Raw genomic sequence first — 19,182 nt, forward strand, 5'->3', positions numbered from 1 at the left:
GGGAGTCTATGCTGCTTATGCAGCCGATGAGTGAGGGACCTCTTACATATGCGCCATTGTTCTCGAAGACCATCGCAGGAGCAGAATTAATCGGTCCATTGAACTAAGTGTTCCACCTAGTTGTGACTGGCTACCCAGTAAACCTTGGCGAATGTTATTATACTACTATGTATTATAATGTAATCCTTGGAATAAGTAAGGACTTGGGGAGGATGATCATGGAAATCAGATCCGTGCTGGTAGAGGCTATTCGAAACTATAAAAAGTCCACGATAGAACTGGTAGAGCTAGAGAGGCTATTCTCTGGAGAACGGGTGGATTATGAAGCGTTTGCAGGGGCTGTGATCCAGTTGGAGCAGGCGGGAGTTATCGAAGCTGTAAAATCTCATGGCAGGAATGGGAAGCCGATTCAGCTAGCCTATCAATATCGTATTCGCAGACATAGATTACAAGAGGATCACGTAAAACTACTGCAAATATCCGGATTGAAGCTGCATCCACTTATTAATCTCGATGCCTATTACGGGCTTAGTGAGGCTGTGTGGATTGAGGATATGACCTATATAGAGCGTGTTGATTCCTACCTAAAGGGGTCTTCTCTTCCGACGAAGGAAGCCCCACCTCCGGAGCGAAGCTTCGAACTGGTTGGAGATGAGAAGTGGATTACGGACAAGGGAGGACAAGCGCTGCTGGAACGGATTGGATTATGGGATCGATTACTCGTTATACCTGTCAGCGACCCGCTTATGATGGCGGTTAATCCGTCTATCCCATTCGAACGAGAGCGACACTTACACCTAATTGTGGAGAACAAGACGACTTTTCAAGGTTTGCTTGCAGGCTTGTCTGAGACGCCCTTCTCCACTTTGATTTATGGCTGTGGTCGCAAGATTGTGGGCAACATGGGGATATTTCGGCTGCAATATCCAGTTCGCAGTGGAGAGCACCTGTTTACCTATTTCGGTGACATTGATCTGGAAGGTATCTTGATTTGGTATGATCTGCAAAATAAATATTCGGTGCAGCTTGCGTTTCCCTTTTATAAAGCATGTATGGATAAGCCGGCTGTATGCGGAAAAGAAAATCATCGATTGAATGAAATGGCGCTCAAGGCTTTCATGAGTTGCTTCACTGTAGAAATGGCGGATCGGTTGGAGTGGTATTTAAGAAATGGCTATTATATCCCACAGGAGACGCTAAAGAGCGAAGAGCTGATGAACATAGGGAGGTCAGCGGTTTGGAACAGCATCTAAATTCATTGGAAGTTAGCGAGATGCTATCTGGATTTCAGGAACGGATGACGAAGATAGCTCTATTCGATCCATTATTCGAGCTTGAACGGCTAAGGAAGACGGATAAGCATGACAAGCCGGTAGCGATGATGGAGCTGGGGCTTCTCGCTCTGTTGTTTTTTTTCGAAAAGAAGCTGCTTCGCAGCCGGAAAACGAGTGTGAAGGATTTCGTTAACTTCCTTGCATCCGCCATCTCCGAGCATTATACGCTAGATCATGAAGAGTTAGAGGATATTGCCCGCAAAATCATTCAAGTATTCCGTCCGGCCTCTGGCCGTAAGCGTGAATTTGCTTTTTATCATATAGGAACGGGAAAAGAGGAGATTGTGTATACCTCTATCCTGCGAACGGATTCGTACGATTCTCAAAGTAATACACAGTATTACGCACTTGATGAGGACGGGCTGGAGCTCGTATTCGCGACGAAGGAATTTTATCTGGAATTTCAGCTATCCATCCATCAGTTACTGCTTCGCAAGCAGTTGGAAAAGGGAGAGTTCCAAGGGGCTCTCCGTCAAATCGATGAGATGCATGTGGACGTAGAGACGCTGCAGGACCGTATACATGCGCTGGAGCATGAGATCAAACGGAGTATTGTATCGGAGGAAACGCTGAATCGGTATAGCTCTTTGCTTGAGGATATTTATATGCGCTTGAAGCGGGAGAATGAGGAGTTTAATGAACTGAGGGAGTTCGTGAAGGAGACAAGAAATCGCATATATGCAGAGCGGGAGCAGCTGAAGCAGCAACGTCCTTACGAGCTGATCGTAAGAATTGGCGTTGAACTCGAGAAGGTGCATAACGAACATACTCTTCTGCTGCAGCGCAGCATGGAGCTGGAGTCGCATGCTTTACGAGCAGCAAAGGAATCGCTGTATTATACGGGAATGAATGCGTTTAATTTCGAGCAGGACATCGTATCGTTCGTGTTTGGTACACCGCTTCCTATTGAGGCTATGAAGGGAGTGCTCACGCCTTTTTTGAAGGTCGAGCAGAAGAAGCAGTGGTCCCTATTGACCGTATTTGACAAGCAGCAAATTGCTAGCGGAGAAGAAGGGGAGCCAGCGCAGGATAGCTTTCTGGAGATGGGAGAAGAGCACGGTGATTCCACATTTGTTCTGCGAAGGAAGCAGCGTTTTTGCCAGATGCTTGACGCTTTGTTAGTTTGTCTCCGTGATCGTAGCCGTTCTGAAGTACTTCTCAGTGAATTTATCGACTATTTGCAACAGAATGGGTATGAGGACATGACGGGTAGAAGGTACTTTTACGACTTCTGGATGATTGCCCATCAGCGTAGTCCGATACGCGCATTGGCACCGGGTGAAGATATAGAGGATACGCAACGCGGGCTGTATGAGGCATTAACAGATGTGCTGAAAGGTCAGACGTTGAAGGTGCAGGAGGCGGATGGTCTAATCCAAGTAAGTGATCGGTATTCGATCCAAGAGATGACGATTCGACTAGGAGGTGAGCCGGATGAACTACAGTAATGATGAGGTGATGAAGGCGTTCCGCATTTACACGATACTGGCTAGAAACGGTGTGGCGGATAAAGATAGCCTTCTACAGGTGGAGGCGGATGACCGGGTTCGTGGTCTGTTGAATCAATACGCCTCCGAAGTGGAATGCGTTACGCTGGCGGCAGGTGATCAGTTGTATATGATTCCGCTGGCGAGGCTATCGCCTTTTCATATGAGCAATGATACTTTAAAAAGAATGAATTTGCGTGGGAGCGCTGTCAATGCGGATTTGTATCTGATGTATGTGATCATTATCGTTTTAATTGGCGCGTTCTATGACAGCTATCAGACGACGGAGCCAACGCGCAACTTTCTTATGATTGAGGAATGGATGTCGCTTGTCCAGACGAGAATAGATAGCCTTAAAGAGCATTCCGCAGAGGAATTGAAGTCATTTAGTCAAGAGTATTCGTACCATTGGGCCGATATCATTGAGAAGTGGGAAGCGATGGACGATGTGAAGGAAACGGCGAAGCGCCAGAGTGGTGCGACAATAAGTAGGATGAGCTTCATGGATACGGTGAGACGATTTTTGCTGGAGCAGGAGCTTGTCAAGCAAATGGGACCGGACGAAATCGATCTAACGGAAAAGGCGAAAATCGTCGTGCAGCGCTATTACATGGAGTTGGAATATAACCGAGGTATATTGGAATTTTTATACGGATTAGAGAAGGCGCACAAGAAGGAGGTCGAGCCAGATGCCAGCCATATCAAAGATCAGGTTTACTAATGTGGTGTATGAAGGCGGGGCGAAGCGCTACAACAATTCGGTTTTTTATTTTGACGGGCATAACGGGGCGATTGTTCTTGAAAATGGCGGCGGAAAAACGGTGTTTATCCAGACGGCGATTCAGGCCGTGTTACCGCACGAAGAGGTGGCGGGTCGCAAGATGAAGGACACGCTTTCGCTTGAGAACGGGCCTGCCCACGTTGCCATCGAATGGCTGCTTGCCGAGAAGCCGCGTCGCAGGTACGCGGTGACGTGTGTCAGCTTGTTTATGAGCTCCACCGGGCTTGATTCCCTACGGTATGTGTACGAATATTCGGAGAATGATGATTATGCCCTTGGTAAGCTTCCTTTTACGAAGGAGAGCAGTGGCGGGAAGGAAAGGGTTACGGAGAAGGGCGAAATTCAGGAGTACTATCAGTCGATGATCCAGAGGCATCCGCTGCTGGCAAAAACGTTTGATACGATAAAAGGCTTTCACGAATATATAGAGCTGGAGTTCCACATTATTCCTTCCGAATGGAAAGAGATTGTGAAGATTAATTCGAATGAAGGCGGGATTGAGGCATTCTTTGATGAATGCAAGACGACATCGCAGCTGGTTGATCGATTATTAATTCCGACGATTGAGGATTCAATGGAGGGCTTCAAGCAAGGGACTTTCATAGATTTGTTCCAGGTGCAGCGCGAGGGCTTCAAGCAGTATAAGGAGCTGCGGGAAAAAATCGAAGAGAATCGCCGCATCCTCTCCGAGCTGAATAAATACGTGGTGGGATATGAGAAGCTCTACCTTCGGCAACTTGAATACAGTGATTTACAAAAGGAAGCGAAGACTTATTTGCAATTTGCTACGAACCAGAAGCAAGAGCAGGAGTCTGAGCAGGTCAGGCTGCACGGTCGTATGGCCGAATGGCAGCACAGAAACACGCTGTGGCGCAAGAAGGTGGCTTCTTTGCGTATTGCAGGGGAGCGCCAGTCGGAAGGAGTACTAGAGACAGCGCTGTATGAGATTGCGAACGAGAAAGAGAAGCTGGAGGATCAGGTGTCTGTGGTGAGGCGGCACTATTACTCGCTTCAATTTGCGGAGCACCGGGAGAAGCTGCGGGAAGTGGAAGCTAAACTTGTTTATTTGAATGAGCAGATTGGTCGGCTGGCACAGTCCCAGGATGAGCAGGAGTTGCAACGCTTGTGGGAACGCAATGGCAGCAAGCTGAGGGCGTTGTTTATGCAGGAGGAGGAGCGACTAATTGAACTTCAGCGGAGTATAGAGAGAGCGGCTAGCGAGCTTAAGATTCAAAAGCGAGAGGCTGTGGATGGAAAAGAGGCGGCTGCTAAGGAGCACGAGCAGTTGTTGGTGAAGATCGCTAGCATCGAGGGGCAGCAGCAGGAAAAACAAGAGCAGAAGGACGACATTGCTCGGCGTATTCTAAGCAATTTTCAGTCGCAATCCGTAGAAGATGAGCTGCCTCTGTGGCTAGAGGAACAACGACAGCTGGAGGAAGAGTGCTTGGAGTACCAGCGGAAGTTGCAAGAAGTTGAGCGGAAGAAGGGAGAGCTGCAGCGGCAATGGAAGGAAGCGGCTGACGATCAATTAAACATGAAAGCGGAGCTCACGACCCTACTAGGACAACAGGAGCGTTATGAACTGGAGCATCAACAGGTGAGGACGCAGTTGTCGCTTCTTCGCCCGTCATGGGAGCGTCTAGGTTCTGTTCATGAGAAGATGAGCTCTCTTGTAGAGCAGGTAGAGGAGGAAATCGAGCGCCGATTGCAGCAGAAGCTGCAGCTTCTGTATAAGGAGCGGATTGCTTTCCGTTATGTGGATGATTATGACGAACAGCAGGTGTTTTTCGCTGATCCGCAAGCGGCGAAGCTTGTCCAACAGTGGAGTAATCAGTTCTCCATGCTGGAAATCGGCGTGCAGTATGCGGCGAATACAGCTCGGTCGGGTGCCCATGAACTATGGGCTGTGTCGCTGGTGACGACAGTTCAGGAGAAGCCACTCTTACAGCGAAAGCTGGCAGATGCAGCGGATCAGTTACAATATCCAATTCGCGTCTTATCGACGTACGAGGCGAGGGAGCTGGCGAGTCGAGGCGATTCAGAGTTGGTGGTGCAGCAGCGCACAGCGGAAACGAGGGAGCAGTGGGTTGAACCTGCCCATTGGCAACCACTGCAGGATGCAGGACAATTTGCTGAATGGAAGCGAACAGCTGGGGGAGCTGCCGAGGAGGCTGCACAGAAGCGGAAAGAGAAGGAAAGGGAGATCGATAGGTGGCGGGATGCTCAGAAACTGCTGTTGTCATTTTTTACTGTGTATCCTTTGGCAAGTGTACAGGAGTTGGAACGGAAGCTTGCGCTGCTGTCTGATCGGCAGCTTCGTCTAGCAGAGCGGATCAGCTACATGAATAAGGAGCTTTATCAGTTAGATCGTCATAAGGACGAGCTTCATGCTGCTTTTAGGCTAAATGCCCAACAGCAGCAGCATGTCGAGAACCGGCTGGAGCAGGGGTATCTGTATGTGAGGCTGGAGAAACAGCTTACGATGCTTACACGGGAGCTGCAGCCCGTTCACGAGAGCATGCTTCGGGCAAAACGAGCAGTCGTGAGCTGGGAGCGCAGACTGGAGGAGCTGGAGCGGGAGCTCAATCAGCGGCGAATCGAGCTCAGCGATGTGCTTGGCAAGCTGCAGCGTCAGCAGGAGGACGACATATATGCGGAAGTCAGCGGTTGTGTGCCGCTGGTGACGGACGAGTCTATCAGTCGATTGCGGGAAGAACGCAAGGATTTGGATCGGCAACGGCATCGTATTATGAAGGAACGCTCTGAGCTAGAGTTGGATCTACGTCACCAGGAAGAGAGGCGAGATGCATCAGTTCGTGAGATGAATCGTCTGCAAGATGAGCATATGGATTTGTTGACAGAGCTTGAGCTACCTGTGCATGTGGAGTCGCGCTTGAAGAAAGTACTGATAGAAGTCCGTGAGCTGGAGCAGCGACTTGATAAAGTGAGCAAGGAATTGTCTGATCAAGAACGGGCGCTTCTTAAGCAACAAACGGAAGTTGCGACACTTGTCCGGCAGTATGCGGAAGCGTTCGACTCGGAGCAACCGCTGGTTTTTCAAGAAACGCTCAGTCGTGTGCAGGTGGAGCAAGAACAAGAACGTAGGACGTTAGAGGAGGAGAGGAAGGAGCTGGATCGGCTTCTCCATTCTGCAGAGAGCGGTTTGCAGGAAATTCACGTCGTCCTACAGCTTTGGAATAGCTATGTTAGGGTGCATAAGTTGGATGATCCTAATCTCGACTTGTTGGAATTAAGCTTCGAGTCGGCCAGCAAGCTGTCATATCAACTCGAGTCGCGGAGTCGTGATGCAATTGAGCGATTAGAGCGTCAGCTGAACTTGATTACAGAGGAACGGAAGCGGGTTGCGACCAATAGACAACGATTTAAAGACTTTTGCGGCAAGCAGGTGCAGGATGTGAAGCTGAGAGAGATGGCTGAGCGCGGCGTCGATGTCAAGGAGAGCTATGCGGAGTTGATTGAATTCGAAACGATGATGGAGACAAGCATCCTAAAGGCGAACCATATCGCGGAGCTACGTTTGCAGACTGAGGATCAGAAGCTCCAGCAGTATATTGCGCATATTCAGGCACATTTGAAACAGATTACACAGGAGCTAAGAGACTTGCCGAAGAAAACAAGGGTACGCACGGAGACTGGAAATAAAGAAATATATGTGTTTCACATTCCGGAATGGGATGAACAGGAAGGCAAAGAGCGTATCCGCACACATATCGAGTGGATCATCTCGCAGCTGGACAGCGCCAAATATAAGGGCGAGCAGGGAGAGGAGCAGACATCAACGGTTCGCAGGGATTTGGACAAATGGCTCGACGCAAAGCAGCTTCTGCAGAAAGTATTCCAGCAGGGAGCGATACGGATTAGCTGCCGCAAGGTAACTAATGATCAGCAGGTGACGGGTGCAACGTATTCGTGGGAGGAATCAAACCGCTGGTCCGGCGGCGAGAAATGGAGCAAGAATATGACGTTGTTCCTCGGTATTCTCAACTATGTGGCAGAGAAGCGACAGCATATCCATAGCCAGATGAAGCGTCACCGTACAGTCATCATGGATAATCCTTTTGGCAAAGCGTCAAGCGACCACGTGTTAGGCCCAGTGTTCTACATCGCAGAGCAGCTAGGGTTTCAGATTATCGCACTAACCGCGCATGTGGAAGGGAAATTTCTGCAGGATTATTTCCCAGTTGTGTACAGTTGCCGCCTGCGGTCTGTCGCTGGCGACTCAGGCAAGCAAATCATCGATTCAACGCAGAAGATTCAGCAGGCCTATTTCCGCGACCATTCACCGGAGTCACTCGACCGCATTGGCGAATTGAAGCAGATTGAGTTATTTTAGGGAAGCCCGGTCTTTCATGCCATCACGGTGGAAGAGGGGCTGAACTCCGTTCGCGATAGCCGCGGTCGAGCACAATTGAACCTGGGATACCTGAAATTACAACATTAGTAAAGTGGCAAGTCGTTCATTCCTCGATGATGGTAATGATGTGAATTTGATGTGAAACACGATGTTAAACCATTATGAATCAAGATGACGTAGCATAAACCGTGTCTACATTCCTTGGTTATTTGCGAAGTTATGGTACTATAACAGAAGGGTAAATAGTGCGGTGTTTGCCCGCATACGGTGCATGTTGAGTGTTGCTCATTGTTGGTCAGGAAAGACAAAAGTTGAGGTGTATTGGCGTTACGGCAACGGAGCGGGGTAAGTCCTGCTTCTTTTTTTTTTCGTAAGCTCGATTGAAGGTGGCTATAGAAAGTGTCCTTTGCTTTGCCCCAACCCAGTGCCTAGTGAAAAAGTTAATGCACATGCATTGAAGTTAAGCTCGTAACTTTCCTTGCATTTCGCTTGATAGGTTGTTGATCGATGGTGTACCTGAATGAAATCCAAGGTGCAATGATATTGTTGGCTTCTTCAGGGGGTCGCTGATGCTCACGTTAAGGTTATAACAAAACTATCACAGAAAGTCGATGAAAAATAGGCACATTTGCGTTGGCATATTGACGTAAGCCAATGAATGTGCCTTGGTTACATAAAACTGTGGTTTTATCTAAGTGTTCAAAAGGCGCAGGATGCCTTAACTGCCATGCTATGCTTCATAACGAAAGCCTGTTACGTATTCAATTCAGGAACTTAAGGCTATAATTAAAAATCAAAAAAAGCCATTGCTCATTGATTGAGCGATGGCTTTTTACATATTACGTAATATTGATTATACAACCAAAAAATATTACTCCCATGGAAGGATTCTAAGAGAACTGATGGATAGCTATGCAATTCGACTTAATTCGCTATAATGTAACAAAGTCACTTAATAATTCCTAAAAAAAGTAATATATTAATATATTGACAATAAATTCCTTGGGTGTTATTATCCAAACAAAGGGTTCTTTTGGATAATTGGAGGGACGCGAATGTCCAAAGTAATAGAATTGTATGGAATAAATTTGTTGAAATTTCCTCTTTTTGTACAAAAAAGAATCATAGAATTGGAAAATGAAAGACTAATATCTGGACTAGATGAAGAAAGTTTTTTCGTCCAGAAGTTGAGGCGTTCAAGGATAGAGAACCTCACAACAACAAATCACTCCAATGCATCAGATGATGGTGTGGACTTTACAATACTAAGCGATGATATAACATATATTGGTCAGCTTAAGTGGTGGAGACAGCCACTTAGGTTGAAACAAACCAAAGCATTTTTCGGTGAAATGATACTTAGTGAAGTGGCAGATACTTATCGTACTGAAAATAGAAAAGTAATATTTCTATTGGTAGCACCGTTGATTGGACAGCCTATTGATACTCAACTTTGTAGATTCAGCAAAGTCGATTGTCAAATCATTCATGGTAATGAATTTGTACAGTTTGTCTCGAATCCATATTACTTTATAAAATTCCGATTAGGGGTGGGAGAATGATTATTGCCAGTCCAGAAGTTCAACATGATTTATCCAAAGTACAGATGGGGTCTTTAAAATTAATTGAAAATAATGCATTTATTCAATCGACTACCTTTCTAATGTACTTGCTGACTGTCTCATACAAGGAAAGTGCAGCAGGATCTAATCCAAGAGAGTTTCAGGGCATGAAAAGTTCGACAAATCAAAAAATACTTAAACATTTATTGGATAACTTCAACATAAATTTTACTGCTCATAATCAAGGGATTACGCTTACAGCAATTGGTGTTGAATATGATAGTGATGGAAATATAGAATTTGAAGATGCATGTCTGGTGAATGGACTTCAAACAGTTACAATTCTTAGAATTTTAGCTTTATTGAAAGCTTACCAAACTAAGAGATCACGTTCTGAAGTACATAAAAAAATAGGTAAATCTGATACTTGGTACGAATTTATTAAAGAAGTGTTTCCAACAGATGCTGTTGAGCAACTGAGTTCTATTACTATCGATAGTGTGAATAGTGTAGTGAATTGGATTCAAAAGTCTGAAAATAAAATTTCACTTGAAAAATTTAATGAAATTACATTTGATGAAATATTAATGTTGCCATTGAGTGTAAGAATAATATTAATAGACAAAATACCACCTTCATCTAATAACAAAAACGAGTTAGATAATGAAGACGAATACTTAACCGATCTTGGTATGAGCATTGCTGAAGCCAATAATGACACTCAAAATGTAAAAGCTGGCGATCAATTCGGCACTAAATATAATGATATATTAGAAAAAATGTTTTTATGTGTAAATCATAATCCGAACTCATTATATAAAGTGGAATTTGTTCACTTATTTTATGATCGATTTGAAGCTAAAAATAAGTATAAAATTATACACGTACTAGAAATGTTCCGTGCAATTCTTCCCACTACTTTAGTAATGAATAATGAACAACAAGATGTAGACGCGTTTATTGCGAGTTATGGTAATCACAAAGATAGAGTCTACAATTTTTTCAAGCGCTTTTTTGGGATATTAACAAATGATAAGCACCAAGATTATCATAAAGTTTTAAGTGTATTTACTATCCTTTCGACTCTTATTCCAGATATTGTTGAAATAAGAAATGAAGTTGATCTTGTTATAACGGAAATTCAGAAAAAACTTTCTGAGAGTTATTTGGAAAATGAGTGGAGAATAAATATTAAAGGAAACAGGCAATACTATCAAAAAATCTATATTGATGACGAAGGTAATCAATTAGGCGAGGATGAAATTAACAAAGCCATAAAAGAACATTTTAGTTTCTCTTTAAAAAATCTATTTCCTGTATTTGTGTACTCAACTCGTTCAATCATAACAATTGACTGTGATTTAAAAGGTTCTTATAAATTGGATTCAGGAATCATTAAAGAAGTAGTGAATGAAATCTATTCATTATTAATTGAGTTAAGACTTAATAGATCATATAGTTCAACATCAAATATGTTTAGAGCTACCCACTTGTATAGAAGTGCTTCTCAGGCTGTCTGGAAGATATTGAAGAGAAACGGCTTAGACAGTCGTCATGACTATACACAAGATTTTAGAGTGAACATTTAATCTCTGCCGTGATTGTAAAATAGACCTTGATCAAAAACATGATTAAGTCGCTGACCATACCAATAGGTCAGCGTCTTTTAAAATATGGAAACAGGAGGGTCATAGATGTTTAATGCTGAATCACCTCAAGAGCTTATTCAAATACTTAAACCTGAAAAGAATTATAGAGATTTTGGGAATAGTGATGATTTTGAAACTTATATTGATGAATTCTATCTGAATGATAATATGGAACCAAGAATCGATTATGTACTTGAAAATCACAAAGCAATATTTACTAAGCCTGAATTCATAGATGAACAGTATTATTGGGACTACTTGTTGGTCTATTACGTTCAAGGTGCATTAGTAGTTGGGGAACAATATCATCGGGCTTTTGAGATGTTTCAAAAGTTTGTTGCAAGAGAGATACAATTATATATTGAAGATGAGCGTTCACAGACCGAAAATGGATTTGATTACTCATCCAATTTATTTTTTATTGCACTTCAAGTATTTCTTGAATATAAGAATACTTCAACAATATCCGATTCTTTATTAAGGCTCTGGACACTGATTTGTCCAGAGAAGATAGTACATATTTTGGTTTTTCCATCAGATTCAGAGCCAAACCATTTGCCGCGTAATGTAAATTTTTATGAAATATATGTAGATGTCATAGGAGTCATGAAGGAGAAAGGCGAAACGGGAATATCCTTTCAAAGACATGTTCATAGTTGTCTTAAGTTACTTTACGATAACGTTCAATACTTTGAACTCGAAGGTCGTTCGAAATACCTGTTGTATGTTGAAAAGCTGAGGGCAATATCAAATGAAACTGATATTCCAAGTGAAGTTTTTGATCTATATCATTTTTTAATAAATATCCAATTGGAAATAGGTCAAGAGTTATCTTTCTCGGATATCGACCTTTCGGCAAATCAGATTAATTCATTAATAAAATTAGAAAATAGAGTTTATAAGTGGTCTTTAAGTACATCAAATTTTACTCTATTGAAAGATTATTTTGATGTGATTTCACATAATGAAGACAAAAAGAAATTGAAATTAGTTACAAATGCTTGCAATAATATTCTGACATTATCTCTAGATCAGGTTAAACAGATCATGGGGTTTCATTTATCAGCGGTGGACTTTTTATTTGAAAACAAGCAATATGATATTCTTGCGAATTTTTATCTGAAAGGGATTATTGAATCGAAGAGAATCTGGTTTGAAATTGCATACTCGTTAAAAGAGCAAGGAAATTCTGAGCAGGCGCAAAAAGTATATGAAGAAGCAGTTGAGAACAATGTTAGTTCAAGTTCGGTCTATAATAATCTCGGTGTAATATATGAGGATTACAGAAATGATTATGCAAAAGCATTGGATTATTATTCTAAAGCACTTGAACTCAGCCCGAAAGAAAAAACGATTAACAATAACGTGAAGCGAATTAATGACATACTTAAGAAACAAAAGGAGCGCCCAAAGTTACTCAAAGATACCTACTTCAACAAACTAAACAAGTATCAAAGAAGTATTCTCATTATCATACATAAATTGTCATCACTAAACTTAACAGTTGAAGATATTGTTCAAGCCAGTAAGCAAAGTGAACCGAATGTAAGGCGTAATTTATCTGAACTCATAAAACACGAAGTAATCCAAGAGCAAGGTAATGGGAAATTCATGATTGAACCAATTATTCAAAATCTTATTGCTGATTACGTGGATCCGAAACTTGAACGGCAAATTATCAAAGTGGACAATTCAATCTTGTATCGACCTATTTTTTATCATGAATCAGAAATTAATTTGTACAAGGTTTTAATTGAATTGTTCCCACAACATTTCATCTTTCCAAATATTAGTTTGAAAACCATTATTGATGTGGACAAATTAAAAGAGCTCGTTTCGGGCGACCAGATGAATTACTTATTCATGGCGCATGTTGATTTTGCCATAATTAGCACCTCAACATACACGCCAGTACTTGCTTTTGAAAAAGATAGTGTTTATCACGATAATAAGGCTGCAATAAATCGTGACGAATGGAAAAATTATATCTTTAAAATGAGTGGTATTCCGCTTATCCGAATTCGTTTTAATAACAATATGTTAGCTGAGACCTTGAAGCATCAAATTAAGGAGGCGACAAAAGACTTAATCATTGAAACACAACGAGAGCAAATTGAAAGTCGCTTGCTTCAAGAAATCGATATAAGGAAATTTGGTGTGACCACTAATTCTCAATACGACATTAATCAAATTCAAGAGATATGGAAGAAAATTGTCGGGGAAGGGATAGCTCAAAAATCAAAGATTGAGGATATTGTAGAGCATGATTTAATCATATCCGTCTCTAGGGAATTAGAACCAATAATAGTGATGAGTCACGATAAAATCTCATTGCAAGTTAAAAGTGAATTGCCAAAATTAAAAAAAATTCTTTATGAGTATTATTAATTATAAAGAAGTAATGGAAATGGATTCTTATTAAAGCGTGGTTGCCTTATTTAAAGTATTGGAGTTTAACTTTAACAGAATAAACGCAGTCTAGAGAAAAGTTGAGGGAAAATGGATAATCAAAACGATTATGAGAAGGTTAGTCAAAAGCACAATTCGAGTGGTTACGGATTTTTTTGTTATGGTTTATTCGATTTACTGAGTTATTAATCTATAAAGCAGAGAACGAACAAAGATAACCCAGAACAGCTAAATCGTTTAGTGAAAAATATTTATTAAATCCTCATGTCGAGAGGGATGAGGGGCTGTTTTGTATATTGCAGAGACGAATCATTACACAGGTACCTAATGGACAGGATAGCAATTAACAACTAACCCCTCCAGAAGGACTTTAGCACTATCATATCGAATCTTAATCTGAACTCTAGTCGATTAAAGTTTGGAGCGAAACGATATGACACTTCCAGTAGAGCTGGCTTCCATATTTCGAGTAAAGCAAAAATCTTATAAAATGGTATTATTCTTGTCCATTCTAGATGAGTACCAACAAACCAAGCTTCAATTCCTACCGCTCAACTCTGTTGCTGAGCGGTTTTTGTCGTATTATCGTAATGCTATAAATGAGGGAAGCGTTGTTGACTCCCCACCCCAGAAAGTAAATGAGAGTTGGGATTCCTTTACCTTGTCTCAGACAAAATCGTTGTTACTGACACCAATCGATGCTCTAAAGTCTGTCTTAGAAGTGAATTCTGAGGCGATTAGCTTTAAGTCGCATATTTGGACACAGTTGAATGAGCAAACTCTCTCTGAGTTGAGGGAATATGCACATTCCGAGTTAGCAGAGTACAATAGCGTGTTAAAAGCAGCGTCGACGTTCTCCATTAAGGATTCATTTGACCAGATCTTAAATCATTATTTAGAGTACAAGACGCAAGGATTCGGCAGTCATCCTGTAGGTGCATTGATGAGGAAGACGATTCCTGAATATTTACTTTCGCAGGATTTTATTGGTCCAAATTACAAAGTACAAGGTTCTATTGGTCAAGGGAATTGGGTTGGTATCCCTTGGATTGCGATTCTAGACAAGCGTCTGAATATATCTATTCAGAGTGGAGAATATATTGTCTATTTATTCGCTGAAGATATGAGTGCTGTGTATCTTACGCTTGCACATGGGGTAACGGAGCCGCAGAGGCTTTATAAGAAAAAAGGGGCTAATCTATATTTCAAGCAAAAATCCGGGGAGATAAGAAGCTATCTGCCTCTTAAAAATATGCAAAAAGACGATATTGTACCTGGTACAGGAGATGACTACCAAGCTGCAATCATCGCGTCAATCCGCTACGGCCGTAATCATGTTCCTGATGATGCGCAGCTACTAGCCGACCTAGAAAATGTCGTTAATAATTACAAGCTATATGCGGATAAGGTTCTTCAGGAACAGCCACAAGTAGAGAAGCCAGTCTTCACTTTTACGATTGCGCATCTCTATTTAGGTCAAGGTATTATTCATTATCTAGGTCAGAACAACACTAGATATGTGCCTCTTGATGAACTAGTTGTGAATCAAGCAACGGTGCTGAAATCGGGAGATGAGGTTAAGAATCCGAAGGAAAGAGTCCAGCACATCGGACGTGCCTTCCAAGAACTTGGTTTGTTAGCAATAGAAGACGGCCAGTACGCTCTCACCGCTCAGGGCTTAGAGTATTATCAAGCCTTTGATCAAACGATATGGTCACTAAATTCAGTACAAGTACAGCTGGTCAGAGCAATCTTGTCGAGCTCGGAGAACGAGGAGCAGGCAAGCCGACTAACAAAGTGTATCAATCTTGGAGTTGCAACTGCTGAGGAACTCGACACATTTAAGTTAGAACAGTTCAAATCCTTATTCATCTCCGCCATGAACATGGAGAACGAGTGGGGCGAAGTGACTCAAGTGAATCGTTCTCGATTTATGTTGAATTGGTTAGAAGAGCTTGGATATGTTCACAAGTCTAAAGATGAGTATCGGTTTATAACTGAGGTGGAGGTGGAACCAATAGATACGTTAACGGTAGTGGAGCGTGTTAATTACATAAGCTCCTATATTGAGAGTAAAGGCTTCCACTTCCCTGAAGACCTTATTGAGAACTTCTACTTATCGCTTAAGACCAAACCTTTCGTCATACTTGCTGGTGTTTCCGGAACGGGGAAGACCAAACTAGTGAAGTTATTTGCTGAGGCGCTAGGTGCAACAAGTGCGAACAAGCAATTCAACCTTATCCCGGTCCGCCCAGATTGGAGCGACCCTTCCGACCTGCTTGGTTATAAGGATTTAACCGGTGCTTTCCGACCAGGCTTATTGGCTGAAGTGTTGGTTGAAGCTTCTAAAGATAGCAATCGAAACAAGCCTTATTTTGTGTGCTTGGATGAGATGAACTTGGCGCGAGTTGAGCATTATTTTAGTGACTTGCTCAGCGTTATTGAGACGCAAGAGTGGAAAAACGATAGAATCGTCACAGTGCCGCTTATTCAGAAGGACAGTTTGATTACTGAGGATCAACCCATCTACGGCGGTCTTGAGCTCCCAGATAACGTGTATATCATCGGAACGGTGAACATGGATGAGACGACACATCCTTTTAGCAAAAAGGTGCTAGATCGTGCCAACACAATTGAGTTCAATTATATCAATCTAGAGCAGTTCCCTAGTGGTTTCAGCAATCAAATCAAACCAGATCGAGTGTTCAATTCATTCTTACGAAGCGAGTATCTACAATTAATTGATGCCTATGATCGCAACGAAGAGCTTGTAAAGAAGGTTACGACGAAGTTAGTTAAGATAAACGAAATTTTAGAACTAGTTCATTCTCACGTAGGTTTCCGTATCAGGGATGCCGTCTGTTTCTATATGATCTACAATAAGCAGTTTGAATTAATGAGCGAGGATAAAGCTTTCGATCTGCAGCTATTACAAAAGCTTTTACCGCGTGTACAAGGAAGCAGCTCATCTGTAAAACGAGTGTTGCTCCAACTCCTACAGGAAGCACTAGGAAAGTCATTACCTATCCAAGATTTAATGGATGATGCATCGGAGCTATATTCCGGTAAGAGAGCAAAAGAACAAGAAGCTGAGGCTAAGTATCCACTTAGTGCTCGTAAACTGGCTTTCATGCTGCGGAGGTTAGAGGAAGATGGATTCACCTCCTATTGGCTCTCCTAATTTAAGTACTGAGCTACTTCGCATTGAGACGAATCTATTTATTCTGTATCTGCACGGTAAGCCGTTTCACCCCACAGTGGATTCGCTTCAGCTTCATAGAACGGATGACAATCAACTCATTCCAGCTCATTTCCATCTAACATCACCATCTTCGTCTTTGGAGATAGAGAAGATACTTATGTTCAATCCCGAGAAGCGGGAGCTAATTGAATGGCAACCCGGTGGAGCATCGTATCCTCTCTTCTTCGAAACGCAGCCTTATGAGCTCGTAATTGAGAAGAAAGGGGATGTGCCCCTTAGCTTCTACCATGAGAATTTGAATATTCGACAAGCAGTTAAACCGCTGGGTAGAGGGCAGATCCTTTCGGGCGTATTAAACTTTCAGAACGAAGTGGGCTTAACCGATCTGGAGCTTCGGCTACATGGACAGGTCATTTTGGGGCTGCAGCTTGAGATTTTTCCGGTGAAAATGGATTATAAACGCGACTACCAGATGATTTTGAACGATGTGAATCAACAGATCTATAATCTTTCGTTCGATTTCTTGCGCAAAACTTATCATTTAACCGGTCTGAAGGAAACTAGAAATCAGAGTTTGACGGAGTTTTTCTCGATACTGAAGCATGTGTTTGGACAGTTGGTTCAAGCCGTAGAGAGAATACAAAGTGCACCGCATACCAAGCATCAAACGGAGAATCGAATCGTAGAGTCCGGTCGAGTGAGGAAGCCAGGTAAGAAGAACATTGCGTTTCTCGCCAAGCATCCTCATTTGTTGAAACAGGACGATAAGCTGGGGATCGTGTCCATCAATGGAAAACGCTATTATCCCAGCCACGCCATGGAGACAAAGCGGTATGTGGATTACGACACGAATGAGAATCGATTCGTCCGTTGGGTACTTCTGCGCATTGCTCAGAAGTTAAAGGATTTGAAGTTACGCATATCTGATAAAGGAAGACTCAAAGATCCGCTATTATCACGGCAGCTTACTGATATGCAATCGCACTTGCAAAGACTGCTTGGGTTGGATTTTTTACAGGTGAACGATATGCGGCAACTCTCGATTTCGCTAGTACTCCAAATGGCCCCAGGATATCGTGAGGTTTATCGGAACTATCTCATGTTAATGAAAGGCTTATCGATCCAGAGTGATTTATTCCATCTATCGATGAAGGACCTGGCACAGCTTTATGAATGTTGGTGTTTTCTGAAGATCCATGACCTGCTGAGCCGTAAATATGAGCTGCTAAAGCAAGATATTATTAAGGTGAATCGGGCTGGCGTATTCGTTACACTTGATAAAACGCAGAAGGCTAAGATGCTCTATCGCAATCCGAAGAACGGTGAAGTGTTCACGCTGTATTACAATACTTTGCCACAAGGAGAGCAGACACCGACCATTTCTCAACGTCCCGATAATGTTCTGACACTGAAGAAGAATGATTCTAAGACCGTGTACAAGTACATTTTCGATGCCAAATATCGGCTAGATCCTGCGTACGAGGGCACCCCCTATAAGAGAGATTACAAGACACCAGGACCAGTGGAATCAGATATTAATACGATGCATCGATATAGAGATGCGATTGTTTACAAAGATCTCCAGGAAAATGAACTCGAGCGCAGCATGTTTGGAGCTTATGTGCTTTTTCCTTATCAGAATGAAGAACAGTTTCAAGATCATCGATTCTATAAGAGTATTCAGCTCGTAAATGTTGGGGCATTCCCATTCTTGCCAAATGCTACGAAGCTTATGGAAGCTTTCCTGGATGAGATTATTATGGATAGTCCGGAGAAGGCGTATGAGCGATCTACACGTCCAAAGGGAACAAAGGATTATTATAAAAACAAGCTAGGTGGACGTAATGTGCTTGTGGGCTCCCTTCGAGGCGTCGAGCAGCTAGACGATGTGCTTAAGCATGGTTTCTATTATGTGCCACTCGAAAATATCACCGACCATAGAATGCTCACGCAACTGGAATATGTAGCTCTATATCAATCCGTTAAGATGTTCGAATCTCGTGGAAGAGAGTCAGGCATTCATTGGTCTGGGAGAGTCAAGGATTGGAGAGTTTTGAAGCGTCGCGAGATTACCGAGTTTCCTGCTAGAGCGGGAACCGAGGAGAAACTCTATGTGAAGTTCACGGTAGAAGAGTGGATTAAGCGAGCGGCTCCCATTATTTCTGGGGGACGTGGGATTTACACGCTTCTATATACATCAAAGTATGTCTTTGATCGTGCGGTTGAAATCGCGGAGTTGAAGCTAGATACGGAAGAAGAAATCTCACTGTGGCGTGAACAAAGGCGTAAGGGCCAGGTTAAGGTTGAACTCGATCATGAGCAGGTAGATTTGGCTAATCGTGTATTGAGGATTACAGAGAGATTGAACCAAACCCAATAGTGG

At 42.6% G+C, this 19,182-nt stretch carries 9 protein-coding genes; all 9 read left to right on the top strand.

Annotated elements, in window-relative coordinates; all coding sequences use genetic code 11:
* The first annotated feature begins 218 nt into the window (after window positions 1-218).
* The 9 genes from AC506A_RS26170 (at window position 219) to AC506A_RS26210 (ending at window position 19,179) form a co-directional block, all read left to right on the top strand.
* The gene (locus tag AC506A_RS26170) at window positions 219-1,253 is read left to right on the top strand and encodes a Wadjet anti-phage system protein JetD domain-containing protein (protein WP_495463932.1); all 1,035 of its coding nucleotides are present in this window, start codon (window positions 219-221) and stop codon (window positions 1,251-1,253) included.
* A complete protein-coding gene (locus AC506A_RS26175) occupies window positions 1,238-2,782 on the top strand; it encodes a replicative DNA helicase (protein ID WP_495463933.1) in 1,545 nt (514 codons plus the stop codon). Before AC506A_RS26170 ends, AC506A_RS26175 begins: the two co-directional genes overlap by 16 nt.
* Window positions 2,769-3,542, top strand: coding sequence for a DUF6063 family protein (locus tag AC506A_RS26180; RefSeq protein ID WP_495463934.1), 774 nt, complete (start codon window positions 2,769-2,771; stop codon window positions 3,540-3,542). The genes AC506A_RS26175 and AC506A_RS26180 overlap by 14 nt, the downstream gene beginning before the upstream one ends.
* Window positions 3,511-7,956, top strand: coding sequence for a coiled-coil domain-containing protein (locus AC506A_RS26185; RefSeq protein WP_495463935.1), 4,446 nt, complete (start codon window positions 3,511-3,513; stop codon window positions 7,954-7,956). Before AC506A_RS26180 ends, AC506A_RS26185 begins: the two co-directional genes overlap by 32 nt.
* Window positions 7,957-9,032: 1,076 nt before the next feature.
* Window positions 9,033-9,539 carry a hypothetical protein gene (locus AC506A_RS26190; RefSeq protein WP_495463936.1) on the top strand — a complete coding sequence of 169 codons (507 nt, stop codon included), beginning with the start codon at window positions 9,033-9,035 and terminating at the stop codon, window positions 9,537-9,539.
* On the top strand, window positions 9,536-11,128 hold the full coding sequence (locus tag AC506A_RS26195; RefSeq protein ID WP_495463937.1) for an AIPR family protein: 1,593 nt from the start codon (window positions 9,536-9,538) through the stop codon (window positions 11,126-11,128). The genes AC506A_RS26190 and AC506A_RS26195 overlap by 4 nt, the downstream gene beginning before the upstream one ends.
* Window positions 11,129-11,233: 105 nt before the next feature.
* The gene (locus AC506A_RS26200) at window positions 11,234-13,576 is read left to right on the top strand and encodes a DUF2726 domain-containing protein (protein ID WP_495463938.1); all 2,343 of its coding nucleotides are present in this window, start codon (window positions 11,234-11,236) and stop codon (window positions 13,574-13,576) included.
* Window positions 13,577-14,030: 454 nt separating this feature from the next.
* The gene (locus tag AC506A_RS26205; protein ID WP_495463939.1) at window positions 14,031-16,778 is read left to right on the top strand and encodes an MrcB family domain-containing protein; all 2,748 of its coding nucleotides are present in this window, start codon (window positions 14,031-14,033) and stop codon (window positions 16,776-16,778) included.
* On the top strand, window positions 16,750-19,179 hold the full coding sequence (locus AC506A_RS26210; RefSeq protein WP_495463940.1) for a DUF2357 domain-containing protein: 2,430 nt from the start codon (window positions 16,750-16,752) through the stop codon (window positions 19,177-19,179). Before AC506A_RS26205 ends, AC506A_RS26210 begins: the two co-directional genes overlap by 29 nt.
* Window positions 19,180-19,182 lie beyond the last annotated feature (3 nt).

Source organism: Paenibacillus sp. N22P23 (genome assembly GCF_059383735.1).

Coding starts and splice junctions, on each gene's coding strand:
- AC506A_RS26180 (WP_495463934.1), top strand. CDS start 2,769: ATGAACTACAGTAATGATGAGGTGATGAAGGCGTTCCGCATTTACACG.
- AC506A_RS26205 (WP_495463939.1), top strand. CDS start 14,031: ATGACACTTCCAGTAGAGCTGGCTTCCATATTTCGAGTAAAGCAAAAA.
- AC506A_RS26190 (WP_495463936.1), top strand. CDS start 9,033: ATGTCCAAAGTAATAGAATTGTATGGAATAAATTTGTTGAAATTTCCT.
- AC506A_RS26200 (WP_495463938.1), top strand. CDS start 11,234: ATGTTTAATGCTGAATCACCTCAAGAGCTTATTCAAATACTTAAACCT.
- AC506A_RS26170 (WP_495463932.1), top strand. CDS start 219: ATGGAAATCAGATCCGTGCTGGTAGAGGCTATTCGAAACTATAAAAAG.
- AC506A_RS26210 (WP_495463940.1), top strand. CDS start 16,750: ATGGATTCACCTCCTATTGGCTCTCCTAATTTAAGTACTGAGCTACTT.
- AC506A_RS26185 (WP_495463935.1), top strand. CDS start 3,511: ATGCCAGCCATATCAAAGATCAGGTTTACTAATGTGGTGTATGAAGGC.
- AC506A_RS26195 (WP_495463937.1), top strand. CDS start 9,536: ATGATTATTGCCAGTCCAGAAGTTCAACATGATTTATCCAAAGTACAG.